This is a genomic window from Pseudomonas sp. NPDC090752, from assembly GCF_055584805.1.
In genome coordinates this window covers 184,846-201,774 of the sequence record NZ_JBVJLI010000009.1, presented here as the reverse complement: position 1 = coordinate 201,774, position 16,929 = coordinate 184,846, and the positions used below count along the sequence as shown (strand labels likewise).

General features: G+C 61.6%; 14 protein-coding genes and 1 pseudogene. 11 read left to right on the top strand and 4 right to left on the bottom strand.

Features of this window, described 5'->3' with window-relative positions:
- Positions 1-8: 8 nt before the first annotated feature.
- Both ACZ6YA_RS14695 and ACZ6YA_RS14690 read left to right on the top strand, forming a co-directional pair.
- Positions 9-1,949, top strand: coding sequence for an FTR1 family protein (locus tag ACZ6YA_RS14695; RefSeq protein ID WP_465897843.1), 1,941 nt, complete (start codon positions 9-11; stop codon positions 1,947-1,949).
- Between the two features lie 116 nt (positions 1,950-2,065).
- Positions 2,066-2,518 (top strand): YaiI/YqxD family protein, encoded by a 453-nt coding sequence (locus ACZ6YA_RS14690; protein WP_400803978.1) that lies wholly within the window; start codon positions 2,066-2,068, stop codon positions 2,516-2,518.
- Here the strand turns inward: ACZ6YA_RS14690 and elbB are convergent, their stop codons facing one another.
- Positions 2,519-3,184, bottom strand: coding sequence for an isoprenoid biosynthesis glyoxalase ElbB (gene elbB, locus ACZ6YA_RS14685; protein ID WP_465897841.1), 666 nt, complete (start codon positions 3,182-3,184; stop codon positions 2,519-2,521).
- Between the two features lie 114 nt (positions 3,185-3,298).
- Between elbB and ACZ6YA_RS14680 the strand changes: the two are divergent.
- Positions 3,299-3,877 (top strand): annotated as a pseudogene (locus ACZ6YA_RS14680) (sterol desaturase family protein); the annotation flags it as partial.
- Positions 3,878-4,426: 549 nt separating this feature from the next.
- Here ACZ6YA_RS14680 and ACZ6YA_RS14675 read toward each other — a convergent pair.
- Positions 4,427-5,071: a DedA family protein gene (locus ACZ6YA_RS14675; RefSeq protein ID WP_465897840.1), complete on the bottom strand. Its 645-nt coding sequence runs from the start codon at positions 5,069-5,071 to the stop codon at positions 4,427-4,429.
- A 214-nt stretch (positions 5,072-5,285) separates the two neighbouring features.
- Here ACZ6YA_RS14675 and ppk1 point away from each other — a divergent pair, with 214 nt between their 5' ends.
- On the top strand, positions 5,286-7,538 hold the full coding sequence (gene ppk1, locus ACZ6YA_RS14670; RefSeq protein ID WP_465897839.1) for a polyphosphate kinase 1: 2,253 nt from the start codon (positions 5,286-5,288) through the stop codon (positions 7,536-7,538).
- Here the strand turns inward: ppk1 and ppx are convergent.
- On the bottom strand, positions 7,525-9,027 hold the full coding sequence (gene ppx, locus ACZ6YA_RS14665; protein ID WP_465897838.1) for an exopolyphosphatase: 1,503 nt from the start codon (positions 9,025-9,027) through the stop codon (positions 7,525-7,527). The two genes, ppk1 and ppx, sit on opposite strands and share 14 nt — an antisense overlap.
- A gap of 243 nt (positions 9,028-9,270) precedes the next feature.
- Between ppx and trxA the strand changes: the two genes are divergently transcribed.
- The 5 genes from trxA to ACZ6YA_RS14640 all read left to right on the top strand — a co-directional run bounded on the left by trxA (position 9,271) and on the right by ACZ6YA_RS14640 (position 14,619).
- Complete coding sequence (gene trxA, locus ACZ6YA_RS14660; RefSeq protein WP_009684153.1) at positions 9,271-9,600, top strand: thioredoxin TrxA; 330 nt, start codon at positions 9,271-9,273, stop codon at positions 9,598-9,600.
- 227 nt (positions 9,601-9,827) lie between these two features.
- The gene (gene rho / locus ACZ6YA_RS14655; RefSeq protein ID WP_003253661.1) at positions 9,828-11,087 is read left to right on the top strand and encodes a transcription termination factor Rho; all 1,260 of its coding nucleotides are present in this window, start codon (positions 9,828-9,830) and stop codon (positions 11,085-11,087) included.
- A gap of 200 nt (positions 11,088-11,287) precedes the next feature.
- On the top strand, positions 11,288-12,754 hold the full coding sequence (gene ubiD, locus ACZ6YA_RS14650) for a 4-hydroxy-3-polyprenylbenzoate decarboxylase (protein WP_465897837.1): 1,467 nt from the start codon (positions 11,288-11,290) through the stop codon (positions 12,752-12,754).
- Positions 12,754-13,722: a CDP-6-deoxy-delta-3,4-glucoseen reductase gene (locus ACZ6YA_RS14645; protein WP_465897836.1), complete on the top strand. Its 969-nt coding sequence runs from the start codon at positions 12,754-12,756 to the stop codon at positions 13,720-13,722. Before ubiD ends, ACZ6YA_RS14645 begins: the two co-directional genes overlap by 1 nt.
- 246 nt (positions 13,723-13,968) lie before the next feature.
- Positions 13,969-14,619 carry a gamma-glutamylcyclotransferase gene (locus ACZ6YA_RS14640; protein WP_465897835.1) on the top strand — a complete coding sequence of 217 codons (651 nt, stop codon included), beginning with the start codon at positions 13,969-13,971 and terminating at the stop codon, positions 14,617-14,619.
- A gap of 134 nt (positions 14,620-14,753) precedes the next feature.
- Here ACZ6YA_RS14640 and ACZ6YA_RS14635 read toward each other — a convergent pair whose 3' ends face one another.
- Complete coding sequence (locus ACZ6YA_RS14635; RefSeq protein WP_465897834.1) at positions 14,754-15,731, bottom strand: NADPH:quinone oxidoreductase family protein; 978 nt, start codon at positions 15,729-15,731, stop codon at positions 14,754-14,756.
- Positions 15,732-15,888: 157 nt separating this feature from the next.
- Here ACZ6YA_RS14635 and ACZ6YA_RS14630 point away from each other — a divergent pair, with 157 nt between their 5' ends.
- Both ACZ6YA_RS14630 and ACZ6YA_RS14625 read left to right on the top strand, forming a co-directional pair.
- A complete protein-coding gene (locus tag ACZ6YA_RS14630; RefSeq protein ID WP_465897832.1) occupies positions 15,889-16,293 on the top strand; it encodes a flagellar basal body-associated protein FliL in 405 nt (134 codons plus the stop codon).
- A gap of 130 nt (positions 16,294-16,423) precedes the next feature.
- On the top strand, positions 16,424-16,864 hold the full coding sequence (locus tag ACZ6YA_RS14625; RefSeq protein WP_465897831.1) for a type II toxin-antitoxin system PemK/MazF family toxin: 441 nt from the start codon (positions 16,424-16,426) through the stop codon (positions 16,862-16,864).
- Positions 16,865-16,929 lie beyond the last annotated feature (65 nt).

Genomic DNA, 16,929 nt, shown 5'->3' with positions numbered 1-16,929 from the left:
AGTGAACAATGTTCTCTTTCGTATTCCCTTCGAGACTGGCCATGAAAACCCGTTCCCGCCTGCTTGCCTGGTTGCCGGCTTTGCTGCTTGGCCCGGTGCTGGCGCTGTGCAGCACCTTGGCCGTGGCCGAAGCGCCTGCCGAGGCCACCAAGGCCCTGCACTTGCTCGACTACATCGGTGCCGACTACCCGCCAACCGTCAGTAACGGCAAGGTCATCGACAGCGGCGAATACCGTGAGCAACAGGAGTTCAGTGCCGTGTTGGCCGACCTGGTCAAAGGCCTGCCGGCAAACGCTGAGCAAACTGCTCTTGAGGAAGGTGTTCAAGCACTGCGCCAAGCCATCGAGCAACGCCAGAATGGCCCCACAGTCGCCAAACAGGCCCGCCAGCTAGGCGCGCGCCTGGCAGTGGCCTACGAGGTCAGCCAGGCGCCGGTGATCACCCCGGACCCTGCCCGTGGCGCGTCGCTGTATGCGCAGAACTGCTCGATCTGCCACGGTGACACGGGGGCGGGTGACGGCCCGGCAGGCGTCGGTCTGGAACCGGCACCAGCCGACCTGCGCAATAAGGCGCGTCTCGATCAGTTGAGCCTGTTCGACCTCTACAACACCCTGGCCCTCGGCATCGACGGCACCGAGATGCCGTCCTTCGCCGACCAGCTCGATGACCGCCAGCGCTGGGACGTCGCAGCCTATATCGCCAGCTTCACTGCCGACCCGCAGGCGGCTAAAGGTGACAAGACCTGGAACCTGGCCGACCTGGCCCGCCAGACACCGGCTGAGGTCGCCAGCAACGAAGGCGCCGACACCGTGGAGGCCTTCCGCGCCCAGCGTGCCCAGCCGCCGCAAGTCAAACGTGGCCCGGCGCAGTTGCTCGAATACACCGCCAGCACCCTGGACAAGAGCCTCGCGGCCTATCGCGCGGGTGACCATGATCAGGCCTACGACCTGTCGGTAGCGGCCTATCTGGAAGGTTTCGAGCTGGTCGAAAGCTCGTTGGACAACATCGACACCCAGGCGCGCAAAGACACCGAAAAGTCGCTGATGGCCTACCGTCAGTCACTGCAAGATGGCTTGCCGGTCGCCCAGGTCGAACAGCGTTTGGCCGAAGCCAAGAGCAAACTCGATGCAGCGGCCAAATTACTCGGCAGCGATGGCCTGAGCTGGTCGCTGAGCTACATCTCCGGCCTGCTGATCCTGCTGCGTGAAGGCCTTGAAGCCATTCTGGTCCTGGCCGCGATCCTGGCCTTCCTGCGCAATACCGGCCAACAGTCGGCGGTGCGCAGCGTCAATATCGGCTGGGCGCTGGCGCTGGTGGCCGGTTTCGCTACCTGGGCCCTGGCGGCCTATGTGATCGATGTCGGTGGTGCCCAGCGTGAGCTGCTGGAAGGCTGCACGGCGCTGTTCGCGGCGGTGATGGTGCTGTGGCTGGGGGTGTGGATGCACGACCGCCGCCACGCTGCGGCCTGGCAGGATTACATCAAGAGCAGCCTGGTCAGTGGCGGCGGGCGTTTCGGCTTTGCCATGCTGGCGTTCTTCTCGGTGTACCGGGAGCTGTTCGAAGTGATCCTGTTCTATGAAACGCTGTGGCTACAGGCGGGCCCTGCAGGGCATCAAGCGGTATTGGCCGGTGGCGCCACGGCACTGGTGCTGTTGGTTGGCCTGGCCTGGGTGATTCTGCGCGGTTCGGCCAAGTTGCCGCTGTCGCTGTTCTTCAGCATCAACGCCGCCTTGTTGTGTGCGCTATCGGTGGTGTTTGCCGGGCATGGCGTCAAGGCGCTGCAAGAGGCCGGCGTGCTGGGTACGCGGCCGGTGGCGTTCTTCGAATTCGACTGGCTGGGGATTCATGCCGATGCGTACTCGCTGGCCGCACAGGCGGTGGCCTTGCTGGCGATTGTGGTGTTGTATGGACGCAGTCGCCTGGCCGAGAAGCGGCGGGCTGCGGTTTAGTAGTTGTTGCAGCTGGCCTCTTCGCGGGGCAAGCCCGCTCCCACAGGATTGCATAGAACCTTGTGGGAGCGGGCTTGCCCCGCGAAGAGGCCAGTACTGACAGAAGAGATTGCTACATGCGCATATGGATCGACGCCGACGCCTGCCCCAAGGCAGCCAAGGACCTGATCGTCAAATTCGCCCTCAAGCGCAAGCTCGAGGTGATCATGGTCGCCGGCCAGGCCGTGGCCAAGCCGGCATTCGCCGTGGTACGGCTGATCGTGGTGCCCAGCGGCATGGACGCCGCCGACGATTACCTGGTCGAGCACGCCGAGCCCGGCGAACTGGTGATCTGCAGCGACGTCCCGCTGGCCGACCGGTTGATCAAGAAAGGCGTGGCGGCCTTGGACCCACGTGGCCGCGAATTCGACGAGCGCAACATGGGCGAGCGCCTGGCCGTGCGCAACCTGTTCACCGAGTTGCGCGAGCAGGGGCAGGTCGGCGGTGGGCAGGCGCCTTATGGCGAACGTGAGAAGCAAGCGTTCGCCAATGCGCTGGACCGTATCCTTACCCGCCTGAGCAAGGGCTGATCAGTCGCCTTCGTGGGTCAACTCCAGCACCCGGTCCACCAGCTTGTAAATCCCACCAGCCGCCTCACTGATCGACTTGGCCGACATGTAGGCCGGGGTGGTTACCAACTTGCGTTGGGTGTCCTCGACGATGTCATGCACATCGCACTCTTCATGGGTGCCACCCATCTTGACCACCGCCGCGGCGGTACCGGCATCGATACCGATGGTGCAGACCACGCCCGGCCCGTAGATTTTCGCCGCCAGTGCCGGTGAGATGCACATCAGGCCGACCGGTTTGCAGGCTTCGGCGAAGGCCTCGGCCAGGGCCAGAACATCCGGCTGCACTGTGCATTCGGTGCCTTTCACGGCAAAATCGGAGAGGTTCTTGGCTGCACCAAAGCCACCCGGCACGATCAGCGCATCAAAGTCCTGAACATTGGCTTCACGGATATCTTTCACCTCGCCCCGAGCGATACGTGCCGACTCCACCAGTACGTTGCGCGACTCGGGCATTTCTTCTCCCGTCAGGTGGTCGATCACGTGCAGTTGCGCGATATTCGGCGCAAAGCACTGCACCTGCGCGCCGCGCTGGTCGAGGCGCAGCAGGGTGATCACGCTTTCATGGATTTCAGCGCCGTCGTAGACGCCACAGCCGGAAAGAATCACCGCTACTTTTTTCGTCATGCTCATTACTCCAGTGTCGAGGCGCTAAATGTCCTCTAGTTTGGCAGATGTGGCCATAGGGATTGCTCGGGGCGCATCCTAATCTCTGTGGATATCCTTCGAGGCTGCTGTCCCATGGACCTGATACTGCTGGCCGTGCCCTTTTTCTTCGTGTTGATCGCGGTTGAACTGGTCGCCGACCGTATGCGTGGCCAGCGCAGTTTCACCCTGGCCGATTCGATCAACAGTCTGAGCACCGGTGTACTGTCGACCAGTACCGGATTGCTGACCAAAGGCGTCGGGCTGCTGACCTATGCGTTGGCCTGGGAGCACCTGGCGCTGCTGCGTTTGCCAGCGGACACGTGGTGGGTGTGGCTGCTGGCCTTCGTGCTCTACGACTTCTGCTACTACTGGCTGCACCGCCTTGGCCACGAGCGCAACGTGCTGTGGGCAGCGCATTCGGTGCACCACCAGAGCGAGGAATACAACCTCACCACCGCGCTGCGCCAGACCAGCAGCGGCTTCATCTTTTCGTGGATTTTCTATCTGCCACTGGCGCTGATCGGTGTGCCGCCGTTGGTGTTCATCACCGTGGCGTCGCTTAACCTGCTGTACCAATTCTGGGTGCATACCCGGCACATTCCCAAGCTGGGCTGGCTCGAATGGGTGCTGATCACGCCGTCCAACCATCGGGTCCACCATGCGCAAAATCCTGCTTATTTGGATCGTAACTATGGCGGAGTGTTCATTCTCTGGGATCGTCTGTTCGGCACATTCAAGGAGGAGGATCCGGCCGAGCCCGTGGTATTTGGCGTGACGACGCCGCTGGCCAGCTGGAATCCGCTGTGGGCCAACCTGCAGTTCTATGCCCAGCTCTGGGCCGATGCCCGACGCAGCGAAAGCCTGTGGGACAAACTGCGGATCTGGTTCATGCCCACCGGCTGGCGGCCGGCCGACGTGGCCGCCCGTTATCCACAGGCCAAGCAGAACCTGGCGCTGTTCCGCAAATTCGAAATCGCCCTGGGGCGGGCGCAGCAGGTCTACGTAGTGCTGCAGTTTGGTGTTTACGTGGCCTTGGGCAGTTACTTGATGGACGTCGCCGAGCGGGTGCCGATGGCGGCCCTGGTACTGGGCTGGTCGGTGATGGCGCTGGGGTTGTTCGCCTTGGGCGCGGCCTTGGAAAATCGGCCGTGGGCAGGGCGCCTGGAGCTGGCGCGCCTGCTGGTGAATGCGCCGGCCCTGTATCTGGCTGGCGCTCTGGGCTTAGGGCTGGTTACGCCGCTGGCCTGGCTCTTGCTCGTGCTTTACAGCCTGCTCAGCCTCTGGGGCCTGGCTCTCTGCCGCCGCCTTGCGCTCCGCGCGCATTGTGCGAAAACGCCGCCGCAGCCACAGCAGACCACCGAGCAGCAGCAAGCCGCCGAGCACCCATAGCTCGTATTTCTTCACGTTGCCGAGCATGCCTTCGAGAATGGCGCCGAAGTGGTACGCGGCAGCGCCCAGGGCCAAAGCCCAGATGGCTGCGCCAATGCCGTTGAGCAGCAGGTAGCGGCGCGGCGGGTAGCCGGACAGGCCGATGGCCACGGGCATGACCGTACGCAGGCCGTAAACGAAGCGGAAACTCAGCACCCAGATGTCGGGGTGTCGGCGAATGTGCTCCAACGCGCGGTCGCCCATGGCTTGCCAGCGTGGCTTGCGCGCGAGGATCTTGCGCCCATGGCGGCGGCCCATGAAGTACCACAGCTGGTCGCCGGCGTAACTGCCGAAGAACGCCACGACCACCACCAGGCTGATGTCCATGTAGCCGCGGAACGCAAGAAACCCTGCAAGCACCAGGATGGTCTCGCCTTCGAAGAAGGTGCCTAGAAAAAGGGCAAAGTAGCCGAAATCCTGCAGGAATTGTTGAAGCATTTTCTGAGGTGCTGGCGAAATGAACGCGCAGCCTACCCCTTCGCGGGCATTCGTGAAAGTGTCCAAATGTGTCTCGACGTGAACAATTCCTACAAGGACAATGGCTTTGCCCCGTGCAGCGCCTTTCGCCAGACTGTCACACAGGCGTCATAATGGCTGCTTATCGTCCCGCTCAATAGATGATAGGGCGTTAACGTCCTCCAGGAACGTCCAGATGAATAATGAAGTGCTTACACCTGTCGTGATCAAGGATGCCGAGGCTGTCCCCGAAGAGCTGGTGCAGACCCCACCGGATCTGCCTGAAGCGCCGGAAACAGCGGTCCCGCAGCCCGCAGCCGAAGCTGCCGCGCCGGCCCCTGTAACGACAGCCGCGCCGGCTATCGCCGCCACGAGCCTTGACGACAGCAGCCTGTATATTCATCGCGAGCTGTCGCAGCTGCAGTTCAACATCCGCGTGCTGGAGCAGGCGCTGGACGAGTCCTACCCGCTGCTCGAACGCCTGAAATTCCTGTTGATCTTCTCCAGCAACCTGGACGAATTCTTCGAAATTCGCGTGGCGGGCCTGAAGAAACAGATCAACTTCGCCCGTGAGCAGGCCGGTGCCGACGGCCTGCAGCCGCACCAGGCGCTGGCGCGCATCAGCGAGTTGGTGCATATCGAGGTAGATCGCCAATACGCGATCCTCAACGACGTACTGCTGCCAGAGCTTGAGAAGCATGCAATCCGCTTCATCCGCCGCCGCTACTGGACGCCCAAGCTCAAGACCTGGGTACGCCGCTTCTTCCGCGACGAGATCGCGCCGATCATCACCCCGATCGGCCTCGACCCGACGCACCCGTTCCCGTTGCTGGTGAACAAGAGCCTCAACTTCATCGTCGAGCTTGAAGGTGTCGACGCCTTCGGTCGCGACTCGGGCCTGGCGATCATCCCCGCGCCGCGCCTGCTGCCGCGGGTCATCCGCGTGCCAGAAGAGGTCGGCGGTGCCGGCGACAACTATGTGTTCCTGTCGTCGATGATCCACGCCCATGCCGACGACCTGTTCCAAGGCATGAAGGTCAAGGGCTGCTACCAGTTCCGCCTGACCCGTAACGCCGACCTGGCGCTGGACTCCGAAGAAGTCGACGACCTGGCCCGTGCCCTGCGCGGCGAGCTGTTCTCGCGCCGCTACGGCGATGCCGTGCGCCTTGAAGTGGCCGATACTTGCCCGAAACACCTGTCCGACTACCTGCTCAAGCAGTTCAGCCTGAGCGAGAGTGAGCTGTACCAGGTCAACGGCCCGGTCAACCTGACCCGCCTGTTCAGCATTACCGGTCTGGATAGCCACCCAGAGCTGCAGTACACGCCATTCACCCCGGCGATCCCCAAGCTGCTGGTCAATGCCGACAACATCTTCAGCGTGATCAGCAAGCAGGACATCCTGCTGATGCACCCGTTCGAGTCCTTCACCCCGGTGGTCGACCTGCTGCGCCAGGCTGCCAAGGACCCGCACGTGCTTGCCGTGCGCCAGACCCTGTACCGCTCCGGGGCCAACTCGGAAATCGTCGACGCCCTGGTCGACGCGGCGCGAAATGGCAAGGAGGTCACTGCGGTGATCGAATTGCGTGCGCGTTTCGACGAAGAGTCCAACCTGCAGATGGCCAGCCGCCTGCAGGCAGCCGGTGCGGTGGTCATTTATGGCGTGGTCGGATTCAAGACCCACGCCAAGATGATGCTGATCCTGCGCCGCGAGCAGGGCGAGATTGTCCGTTACGCGCATCTGGGCACCGGTAACTACCACGCCGGCAACGCCCGCCTGTACACCGACTACAGCCTGCTGACCTCCGACGACGCCCTTACCGAGGACGTCGGCAAGTTGTTCAGCCAGCTGATCGGCATGGGCAAGACGCTGCGTATGAAGAAGCTGCTGCACGCGCCGTTCACCCTGAAAAAGGGCATGCTCGACATGATCGCGCGGGAAACCCAGTTCGCCCTCGAAGGCAAGCCTGCGCACATCATCGCCAAGTTCAACTCGCTGACCGACGCCAAGATCATCAAGGCGCTGTACAAGGCCAGCCAGTCGGGTGTGAAGATCGACCTGGTGGTGCGTGGCATGTGCTGCCTGCGCCCAGGCATTCCAGGGGTGTCGCACAATATTCAGGTGCGCTCGATCATCGGCCGCTTCCTGGAGCACACCCGGGTGTTCTACTTCCTCAATGGCGGCGAAGAGCAGATCTACCTGTCCAGCGCCGACTGGATGGAGCGCAACCTCGACAAACGTGTCGAGACTTGCTTCCCGGTGGAGGGCAAGAAGCTGTTGCTGCGGGTGAAGAAGGAACTGGAAGGCTACCTGACCGACAACACCCACGCCTGGACACTGCAGCCTGACGGGCGCTACGTGCGTAGCAGCCCGACCGGTAACCAGAATCCGCGCAGCGCTCAGGCGACCCTGCTGGAGCGCCTGAGCAACCCGGTCCTCAACGTACGCTGAGGACGAAGTTGACCCGGGCCAACCACTCCGCCTCGTTGGCGAAGTCGGCCTGGGTCAGCTGGTTCTCTTCAAGCCAGCCCTTCGGAAACACCACGTCGAGGCGGTTGTCGCCGGCTTCGAGTTGCACCTTCGGCATCTGCTGCGTGCCGCGGATGTGGTGGAACAGAATGGCGAAGCGCAGCAGCACGCACAGGCGCAACAACTTCACGCCTTCATCGCCCAGTTCGGCGAACTTGTCTTTGGGAATATTGCGACGGTGGCCGCGTACCAACAGGGCCATCATCTGCTGATCTTCACGAGAAAAACCCGACAAGTCGGAGTGTTCGATCAGGTAGGCGCCATGCTTGTGATAGTGATAGTGCGCAATATCCAGGCCGACTTCATGAACCTTCGCAGCCCAGCCCAGTAGATCGCGCCAGTTTCCATCTTCCAGGTCCCACGCCTTGGCCACTTGGTCGAAGGCATGCAGTGCCTTGCGCTCGACGCGCGCCGCCTGGCCCTGGTCGACGTGGTAACGCTCCATCAATGAGTTGAGGGTGCGCTCGCGTACATCTTCATGGTGATGGCGGCCAAGCAGGTCGAACAGCACGCCTTCACGCAGGGCGCCATCGCAGTGGTCCATGCGTTGCAGTTCCAGTGCGTCGAAGATCGCTTCAAGAATCGCCATGCCGGCCGGGAAGATGGTACGGCGGTCGGGTTTCACGCCTTCAAAGTCGATCTTGTCGACCTCGCCGAGCTTGAACATCTTGCGTTTGACCCAGGCCAGGCCTTCAGCGTTGACCTCGCCATTGCCCAAGCCACCGGCCTTGATCGCGGCGCCGATGGCGCGGATCGTCCCGGACGAGCCGATGGCTTCGTCCCAGGTCAGGCGGTGCAGGGCGTTTTCGATGCTCATCAGTTCCAGGCGTGCGGCGGTGTAGGCTTGGGCGTAGCGCGCCGGGGTGATTTTCCCGTCGCGGAAATAACGCTGGGTGAAGCTGACGCAGCCCATCTGCAGGCTTTCGCGCAGCAGCGGCTCGAAGCGCTGGCCAATGATGAACTCGGTGCTGCCGCCGCCGATGTCGGCGACCAGGCGTTTGCCGGGCGTATCAGCCAGGGTATGCGAAACACCCAGGTAGATCAGGCGCGCTTCTTCACGGCCGGAAATCACTTCGACCGGGTGGCCGAGAATGGCTTCGGCGCGCAAGATGAATTCGTTGCGGTTGCGTGCTTCGCGCAGGGCATTGGTACCAACGATGCGCACGGCACCGGCCGGCATGCCATTGATCAGTTGGGCGAAGCGCTTGAGGCACTCAAGGCCTCGTTCCATGGCTTCTTCGCTGAGCATGCGCGCTTCGTCGATGCCGGCGGCCAGCTGAACCTTCTCACCGAGCCGCTCGAGAATGCGGATCTCGGTGTGGTGCGCCTTGGCCACGACCATGTGGAAACTGTTGGAGCCGAGGTCGATGGCGGCAATCAGGGACAGGTTCTTCGCGGAGGTATGCGGCATGATCTGAGGATTCTCGGTCGTTAACCTGGCAATCGTGCCACGTTCCTGGGCTGTCGCCAACGCGCGGCATGCCAAGGTTTGATGCAAGGCAATGTGCCATTCGATGCTATGACACTTGTGTGACAGTTTCGATTCGTGGCGTCTTGCACAACTATAGTTACACTCAATCGTCAGTGACTTCCTGTAGACAGCCTCTGCGGCTATCATGGGCCACGTTTTTTGCTTACGACCCTGGAGATATCCATGAGCAGCGATCTGATCAAACACGTCACCGACGCCACCTTCGAGGCCGAAGTCCTGCAAGCCCAAGGCCCGGTGCTGGTTGATTACTGGGCTGAATGGTGCGGCCCATGCAAGATGATCGCGCCAGTCCTGGACGACATCGCCTCCACCTACGAGGGCAAACTGACCGTCGCCAAGCTGAACATCGACGACAACCAGGAAACCCCAGCCAAGCACGGCGTGCGTGGCATCCCGACGCTGATGCTGTTCAAGAACGGCAACGTCGAGGCCACCAAGGTCGGCGCACTGTCCAAATCGCAGCTGGCCGCGTTCCTCGACGCCCACCTGTGATGTTAAAAAGCCCCGGAAATCCCGGGGCTTTTCTTTTGTAACCCACTAGACGTCGAAAAAAGCAAGTGTTACATTCGGCCTCGCACTGCTTCTCCAGTGCCCCCTGCACGCCGTCGCCGACGCACTCCTAATTAGAATCAGTGCGCGATCCTATCGCCTTCTAGCGGCGCGGCTTCATTAAGCCAGAGCTTAATCCTCCCTTCTTACATGATTACCTCACTCCCCTTATGAACCTGACTGAACTCAAGCAAAAGCCGATTACCGATCTGCTGGAAATGGCCGAACAGATGGGCATCGAAAACATGGCCCGTTCGCGCAAACAGGACGTGATTTTCGCCCTGCTGAAGAAGCACGCGAAAAGCGGCGAAGAGATCTCGGGTGACGGCGTGCTGGAGATTCTCCAGGATGGTTTCGGTTTCCTGCGTTCGGCTGATGCGTCCTACCTGGCCGGCCCCGACGACATCTACGTCTCGCCTAGCCAGATCCGCCGCTTCAACCTGCGTACCGGCGATACCATCGTCGGCAAGATCCGCCCGCCGAAGGAAGGGGAGCGTTACTTCGCCCTGCTGAAGGTCGACACGATCAACTTCGATCGCCCGGAAAACGCGAAGAACAAGATCCTGTTCGAAAACCTGACGCCGCTGTTCCCGAACAAGCGCCTGAAGATGGAAGCCGGCAACGGTTCCACCGAAGACCTGACCGGTCGCGTCATCGACCTGTGCGCCCCGATCGGCAAAGGCCAGCGTGGCCTGATCGTCGCCCCGCCGAAAGCGGGTAAAACGATCATGCTGCAGAACATCGCGGCGAACATCACCCGTAATAACCCTGAGTGCCACCTGATCGTTCTGCTGATCGACGAGCGCCCGGAAGAAGTGACCGAAATGCAGCGCACCGTGCGCGGCGAAGTGGTCGCCTCGACGTTCGACGAGCCGCCAACCCGCCACGTGCAGGTTGCCGAGATGGTCATCGAGAAGGCCAAGCGCCTGGTCGAGCACAAGAAGGATGTGGTCATCCTGCTCGACTCCATCACCCGTCTGGCGCGCGCCTACAACACCGTGATCCCGAGCTCCGGCAAGGTCCTGACCGGCGGTGTCGACGCCCACGCACTGGAGAAGCCGAAGCGCTTCTTCGGCGCCGCGCGTAACATCGAGGAAGGCGGTTCGCTGACCATCATCGCCACCGCGCTGGTCGAAACCGGCTCGAAGATGGACGAAGTGATCTACGAAGAGTTCAAGGGTACCGGCAACATGGAGCTGCCCCTGGACCGTCGCATCGCTGAAAAGCGCGTGTTCCCGGCCATCAACATCAACCGCTCGGGCACCCGCCGCGAAGAGCTGCTGACCGCCGACGACGAACTGCAGCGCATGTGGATCCTGCGCAAGCTGCTGCACCCGATGGATGAAATCGCCGCCATCGAGTTCCTGGTCGACAAGCTCAAGCAGACCAAGACCAACGACGAGTTCTTCCTGTCGATGAAGCGCAAGTAAGTTTTAGCTTTGTGAATTGGGGCTGCTGCGCAGCCCTTCGCGGGGCAAGCCCGCTCCCACAGGGATTGCATAGCACCTGTGGGAGCGGACTTGCCCCGCGAAGGGTTGCGCAGCGGCCCCAAGTCATTTTTGCCCCCCAAAAAAACCGATCAGCGCTACACTCTGCACCCCGACCGATACGGCCAACACGAGGCTCATGCATGCAGTATCGCGATTTACGCGACTTCATCCGTGGCTTGGAGCAGCGCGGCGAACTCAAGCGCATCCAGGTTCCGATCTCCCCCGTTCTGGAAATGACCGAGGTGTGCGACCGCACCCTGCGTGCCAAGGGGCCGGCGTTGCTGTTCGAAAAGCCCACGGGCTTCGACATCCCGGTACTCGGCAACCTGTTCGGCACCCCGCAGCGGGTGGCCATGGGCATGGGCGCGGAGTCGGTCGATGAGCTGCGCGAGATCGGCAAGCTGCTGGCCTTCCTCAAGGAGCCGGAGCCGCCCAAAGGCCTGAAGGATGCCTGGTCGAAACTGCCGATTTTCAAGAAAGTCGTGTCGATGGCGCCGAAAGTGGTCAAGGACGCGGTCTGCCAGGAAGTCGTGGTCGAGGGCGACGACGTCGACCTCGGCCTGCTGCCGATCCAGCACTGCTGGCCGGGCGACGTGGCACCCCTGATCACCTGGGGCCTGACCGTGACCCGCGGGCCGAACAAGGACCGCCAGAACCTGGGGATCTATCGCCAGCAGGTCATTGGCCGCAACAAGGTCATCATGCGCTGGCTGAGCCATCGTGGCGGGGCGCTGGATTATCGCGAGTGGTGCGAGAAGAACCCTGGCCAACCGTTCCCGGTCGCCGTGGCGCTGGGCGCCGACCCTGCGACCATCCTCGGCGCCGTGACGCCGGTGCCCGATACCCTGTCCGAGTACGCCTTCGCAGGCCTCCTGCGCGGCAACCGCACCGAGCTGGTCAAGTGCCGTGGCAGCAACCTGCAGGTGCCGGCCACCGCCGAGATCATCCTCGAAGGTGTGATCCACCCGGGTGAAATGGCGCCGGAAGGCCCTTACGGCGACCACACCGGCTACTACAACGAGGTTGATAGCTTCCCGGTGTTCACCGTGGAGCGCATCACCCACCGGCAGAAGCCGATCTACCACAGCACCTACACTGGTCGGCCGCCAGATGAGCCGGCGATCCTGGGTGTAGCGTTGAACGAAGTATTCGTGCCGATCCTGCAGAAGCAGTTCCCGGAGATCGTCGACTTCTACCTGCCGCCTGAAGGCTGCTCGTACCGCATGGCGGTTGTGACCATCAAGAAGCAGTACCCGGGCCACGCCAAGCGCGTGATGCTGGGCGTGTGGTCGTTCCTGCGACAGTTCATGTACACAAAATTCGTTATCGTCACCGACGACGATATCAACGCCCGCGACTGGAACGATGTGATCTGGGCCATCACCACGCGCATGGACCCCAAGCGTGATACGGTGATGATCGACAACACGCCGATCGACTACCTGGACTTCGCGTCGCCGGTATCGGGGCTGGGGTCGAAGATGGGCCTGGATGCCACGCACAAGTGGCCGGGCGAGACGACACGCGAATGGGGCCGGGTCATCGTCAAGGACGAGGCCGTCACCCGCCGCATCGATGAGCTGTGGGATCAGTTGGGAATAGATTGATGCAGGTAACGTTGCAGCCGTCCGGGGCAGTGCTGGCGCTCGAACCCGGGGAACGGATCCTGGATGGGGCGCGGCGGCTGGGCTATGAATGCCCGAACAGCTGCCGCAATGGCAACTGCCATGTCTGCGCCGCGTTGTTGGTCGAAGGTCGTGTTCGCCAAAATGGTGAGGTGCGCGACCATGGCGAACTGTTCACCTGCATCGCCGAACCGCTGGAGGACTGCGTTTTGCTCTGGGATGGTGCGCTGGCCCTGGGCGAGCTGCCAGTGCGCAAACTGGCATGCACCGTCAGTGAATGCGTCGAGGTCGGTGGCGACGTCTGGCGTGTGCGTCTGCGCGCGCCAGCCGGCAAGCCGCCGCGCTATCACGCTGGGCAGTACCTGATGATTGAGCGCGAGGGCGGCAAGCCGGCAGCCTTCTCGCTGGCGTCGGCGCCCCACGGTGGGCGTGACCTGGAGTTGCACGTGCTGGCGCGCGAGGCCAGTGCCATACAGTTGCTCGATCAACTGCGGCGCAACGGTTTGGCGCGGATCGAGATGCCGTTCGGCGACACCCACCTGGCCGAGCTGCCAGACGGGCCGCTGGTGTTGATCGCTGCGGGTACCGGTATGGGGCAGATGCACAGCCTGGTCGAGCATTGCCGCGCCCAGGGCTTCAAGCACCCTGTGCATCTCTACTGGGGCGTGCGCCGTCCTGAAGACTTCTACGCCATCGAGCACTGGGACGAATGGCAGCGCTTGCCCAACCTCTTCCTGCACAAGGTGGTCAGCGACCTGTGTGGCTGGGAAGGCCGTTGCGGGATGCTGCATGAGGCCGTGTGCGAAGACGTGCAGGACCTGAATACAGTCCATGTCTATGCGAGCGGTTCGCCGAACATGGTCTATGCCACCCTGGACGCTCTTGTCGAGGCCGGCATGGATGCACACCGCATGCGTGCGGATGTGTTTGCCTACGCGCCACGGGGTTAATAACCGAAGTTTCAGGGTTTGGGTATAAGGCGGTAAATTTTACCGCCTGGACTAATAACTCTTACTACACTTGAAACAATGCTATCCAATCGTCGGAAGTTGGCGTGAAACTTAGACCTCAGGGCTTGAGTGTTGGCGCGCTTCTATCCTAAGGTGACTGCAGACGCCTGAGGCCCGGCGCATGTGCTATGGCTTGCAGCGATTTTCGTTATATCGGTAGTTCACAGGGAATAATGGCGGCAGCTTATGTCGGCACTTGATAGTTTATCCTGGGAAAGTGCTTACCCGCCGGCGCTCGACTTCGGCCAACAATTGACGCGCGAGCAATTGCTCAACTCCATGCAAATGACCATGTCGCGCCATGAGGGTGGGCCGGTTTGGCTGTTCGCCTATGGTTCGTTGATCTGGCGCCCGGAGTGCAGTTCGGTCGAACGTCAGCGTGCCCGCGTGCACGGCTATCACCGTGGGCTTTACCTGTGGTCGCACGAGCACCGTGGTACGCCGGAAACCCCGGGCTTGGTATTCGGCCTGGACCGTGGAGGATCGTGCAGCGGATTTGCCTATCGCCTGGATGAAAGCAATCTGGACGATTCGCTGATGGCTTTGTGGCAGCGGGAAATGCCCTATCCGGCATATCGGCCGCATTGGCTCAGTTGCCGGCTGGGCGATGGCAGCAAGGTTCAGGCTCTGGGTTTTGTGCTGGAACGGCACTTGCCGTGCTATGCCGGTAACCTGCCGGACACCTTGCTCAGTCAAATTCTTGCCAGTGCCAAAGGGCGGTATGGCACCACCCGTGAGTATGTCGAACAGACGTTGAATGCGCTACGCAATCATCAGATGCCGGATCGTAATCTTGAAGCGCGTTTCAGGCGGTGCCATAACTTGCGCGAGGTTTGAGTCGCTTGTACCGGCCTCTTCGCGGGGCAAGCCCGCTCCCACAGGTACCCCACTGCCCTCAGGCCTGGTGAAGTACCTGTGGGAGCGGGCTTGTCCCGCGAAGAGGCGGTTACCCTCAATACAACTGCAGCGTCTTACTTGGTCAACACCACCAACTTGCCCACAGCCTTGCGCTGCCCGAGTTGCTCGATCGCAGCCCCTGCCTCGGCCAGTGGATAAGTTTGCGACACCAGCGGTTTGAGCTTGCCTTCGGCATGCCAGGCAAACAGCTGTCGGAAGTTGGCTGCGTTATCCTCCGGCTGGCGCTGGGCAAACGCTCCCCAGAACACCCCCAATACCGCCGCCCCCTTGAGCAGCACCAGGTTCGCAGCCATCTGCGGAATGGTGCCGCTGGCGAAACCGACCACCAGCAACCGGCCATTCCAGGCAAGTCCGCGCACGGCCTGGTCGAACAGCTCGCCGCCGACCGGATCGTAGATCACATCCACTCCCTGGCCGCCGGTCAGGCGCTTGATCTCGTCCTTGAGGTTGGCCTGGCTGTAGTCGATCAGCTCGTCGGCCCCCGCATGCTTGGCCACCGCGAGTTTCTCGGCGCTGCTGGCCGCGGCGATCACCTTGGCGCCCATGGCCTTGCCGATCTCCACCGCCGCCAGGCCGACACCACCGGATGCACCCAGCACCAGCAGGGTTTCCCCGGGCTGCAGCTGGCCGCGCTGCTTGAGTGCGTGCATCGAGGTTCCGTAGGTCATGCCAAAAGCGGCGGCGGTGGTGAAGTCCATGCTGTCGGGGATGGGCAGCACATTGTAGAACGGCACGGCTACCTGCTCGGCGAATGCGCCCCAACCGGTCAAGGCCATCACCCGCTCACCGACTTTGAATGTGCCGGCGCGCTCACCGATCGCGGCGACCACGCCTGCAGCCTCGCCACCTGGCGAAAACGGCAGTGGCGGCTGGAACTGGTATTTGCCTTCGATGATCAGGGTGTCGGGGAAGTTGACCCCTGCCGCCTGCACGTCGAGCAGGATTTCGTTCTTCTTCGGTGCCGGGCTGGCCACCTCTTCCAGCACCAGGTCGCGAGCCGGGCCCAGGGTTTTGCACAACACAGCTTTCATCGGGGCTATTCCTTTGCGTGTAGTGGCCGATAAGTGTAGGAGGGGCGCCTGCCGGGTCAATGAGCATGGTCCGTCCTGATGGGCTGGCATAAGCCGGGGCTTGGGTTTGAGCGAAGTGCTGGGTAAGCTGGCGCCAATTGTTTTGAGGAGCGAATTCGTGAAAGCGTGGATCTTGATGGTGCTGGCCCTGATGCTGCCAGCGGCGGCCATGGCCGAAGAAGCCAAGGAAGGGGCCCCCAAGGTCTCCTACATCAGCCTGAGCCCGCCCTTCGTCGGCAACTACGCCCTCGACGGTGGCCCCAAGCTGCGCGTGTACAAGGCCGACGTGGCCCTGCGCGTGACCGGTGATGAAGCCGCCAAGGCGGTGAAGCACCACGAACCCTTGATTCGCAACCAACTGGTGGCGCTGTTCACCCAGCAGGGTGTGGATAACATGAACAACGTCGAGGCCAAAGAGGCTTTGCGTCAGCAAGCGCTGAAGCAGGTGCAGCAGGTGATGGAAGCGGAAGAGGGCAAGCCGATTGTTGAGGATTTGCTGTTCAATAACTTAATTGTGCAGTGATTGCCTTGAGCGGTGGCGCATCCGGCGTAGGAGATTTCTATCTTTTCAGTGAGTCTGCCAATTTTTGATTTACGAGGTCTCGACCACGCTAGATTGCGCAAGGTCTTCAGATTTCCGAGAGAAATTGGTAATGCCATTGAAGTATCAGCCGAAGGAAGCGACTGTATTAATGTGTGACTTTTCAGGCTTTCAGGTGCCTGAGATGGTCAAGGTCCGACCGGTCGTTGTGCTTCGCAAGCACAGCCACAATCATCAGTTGGTTACAATAGTGCCGCTGAGTACAACACAACCTGAGCGATTGGCCAGGCATCATGTGGTGTTACCAAGCTACCTGCCAGGCCCCGCCCAGAAATGTTGGGCCAAGTGCGACATGATCTACACCGTTTCCATTTGCAGATTGGACAGGTGTCGGGTCAAGTTGCGCCAAGGTGGAGGTCGAGCGTTTGTTGTGCTTTCAATGCAGCCAGAAGATTTTGCTGCCGTGCGGGCCGCCGTTGGGTTTACGTTAGGCTTCACACATCCGGCAACAGTGCGATCAGTTGTCAGCAGCGTACCGGATGCACCATACTGAGCGCGTTCCCGAAAGGGGCTTGTGAGACTCTGCGGATCCTGGTTAATCCAGCAATTACAGAGCCA

Excerpts from the sequence above, each read along its gene's own strand:
- ACZ6YA_RS14695 (WP_465897843.1), top strand. The coding sequence starts at position 9 with ATGTTCTCTTTCGTATTCCCTTCGAGACTGGCCATGAAAACCCGTTCC.
- ACZ6YA_RS14690 (WP_400803978.1), top strand. The coding sequence starts at position 2,066 with ATGCGCATATGGATCGACGCCGACGCCTGCCCCAAGGCAGCCAAGGAC.
- elbB (WP_465897841.1), bottom strand. The coding sequence starts at position 3,184 with ATGACGAAAAAAGTAGCGGTGATTCTTTCCGGCTGTGGCGTCTACGAC.
- ACZ6YA_RS14675 (WP_465897840.1), bottom strand. The coding sequence starts at position 5,071 with ATGCTTCAACAATTCCTGCAGGATTTCGGCTACTTTGCCCTTTTTCTA.
- ppk1 (WP_465897839.1), top strand. The coding sequence starts at position 5,286 with ATGAATAATGAAGTGCTTACACCTGTCGTGATCAAGGATGCCGAGGCT.
- ppx (WP_465897838.1), bottom strand. The coding sequence starts at position 9,027 with ATGCCGCATACCTCCGCGAAGAACCTGTCCCTGATTGCCGCCATCGAC.
- trxA (WP_009684153.1), top strand. The coding sequence starts at position 9,271 with ATGAGCAGCGATCTGATCAAACACGTCACCGACGCCACCTTCGAGGCC.
- rho (WP_003253661.1), top strand. The coding sequence starts at position 9,828 with ATGAACCTGACTGAACTCAAGCAAAAGCCGATTACCGATCTGCTGGAA.
- ubiD (WP_465897837.1), top strand. The coding sequence starts at position 11,288 with ATGCAGTATCGCGATTTACGCGACTTCATCCGTGGCTTGGAGCAGCGC.
- ACZ6YA_RS14645 (WP_465897836.1), top strand. The coding sequence starts at position 12,754 with ATGCAGGTAACGTTGCAGCCGTCCGGGGCAGTGCTGGCGCTCGAACCC.
- ACZ6YA_RS14640 (WP_465897835.1), top strand. The coding sequence starts at position 13,969 with ATGTCGGCACTTGATAGTTTATCCTGGGAAAGTGCTTACCCGCCGGCG.
- ACZ6YA_RS14635 (WP_465897834.1), bottom strand. The coding sequence starts at position 15,731 with ATGAAAGCTGTGTTGTGCAAAACCCTGGGCCCGGCTCGCGACCTGGTG.
- ACZ6YA_RS14625 (WP_465897831.1), top strand. The coding sequence starts at position 16,424 with ATGCCATTGAAGTATCAGCCGAAGGAAGCGACTGTATTAATGTGTGAC.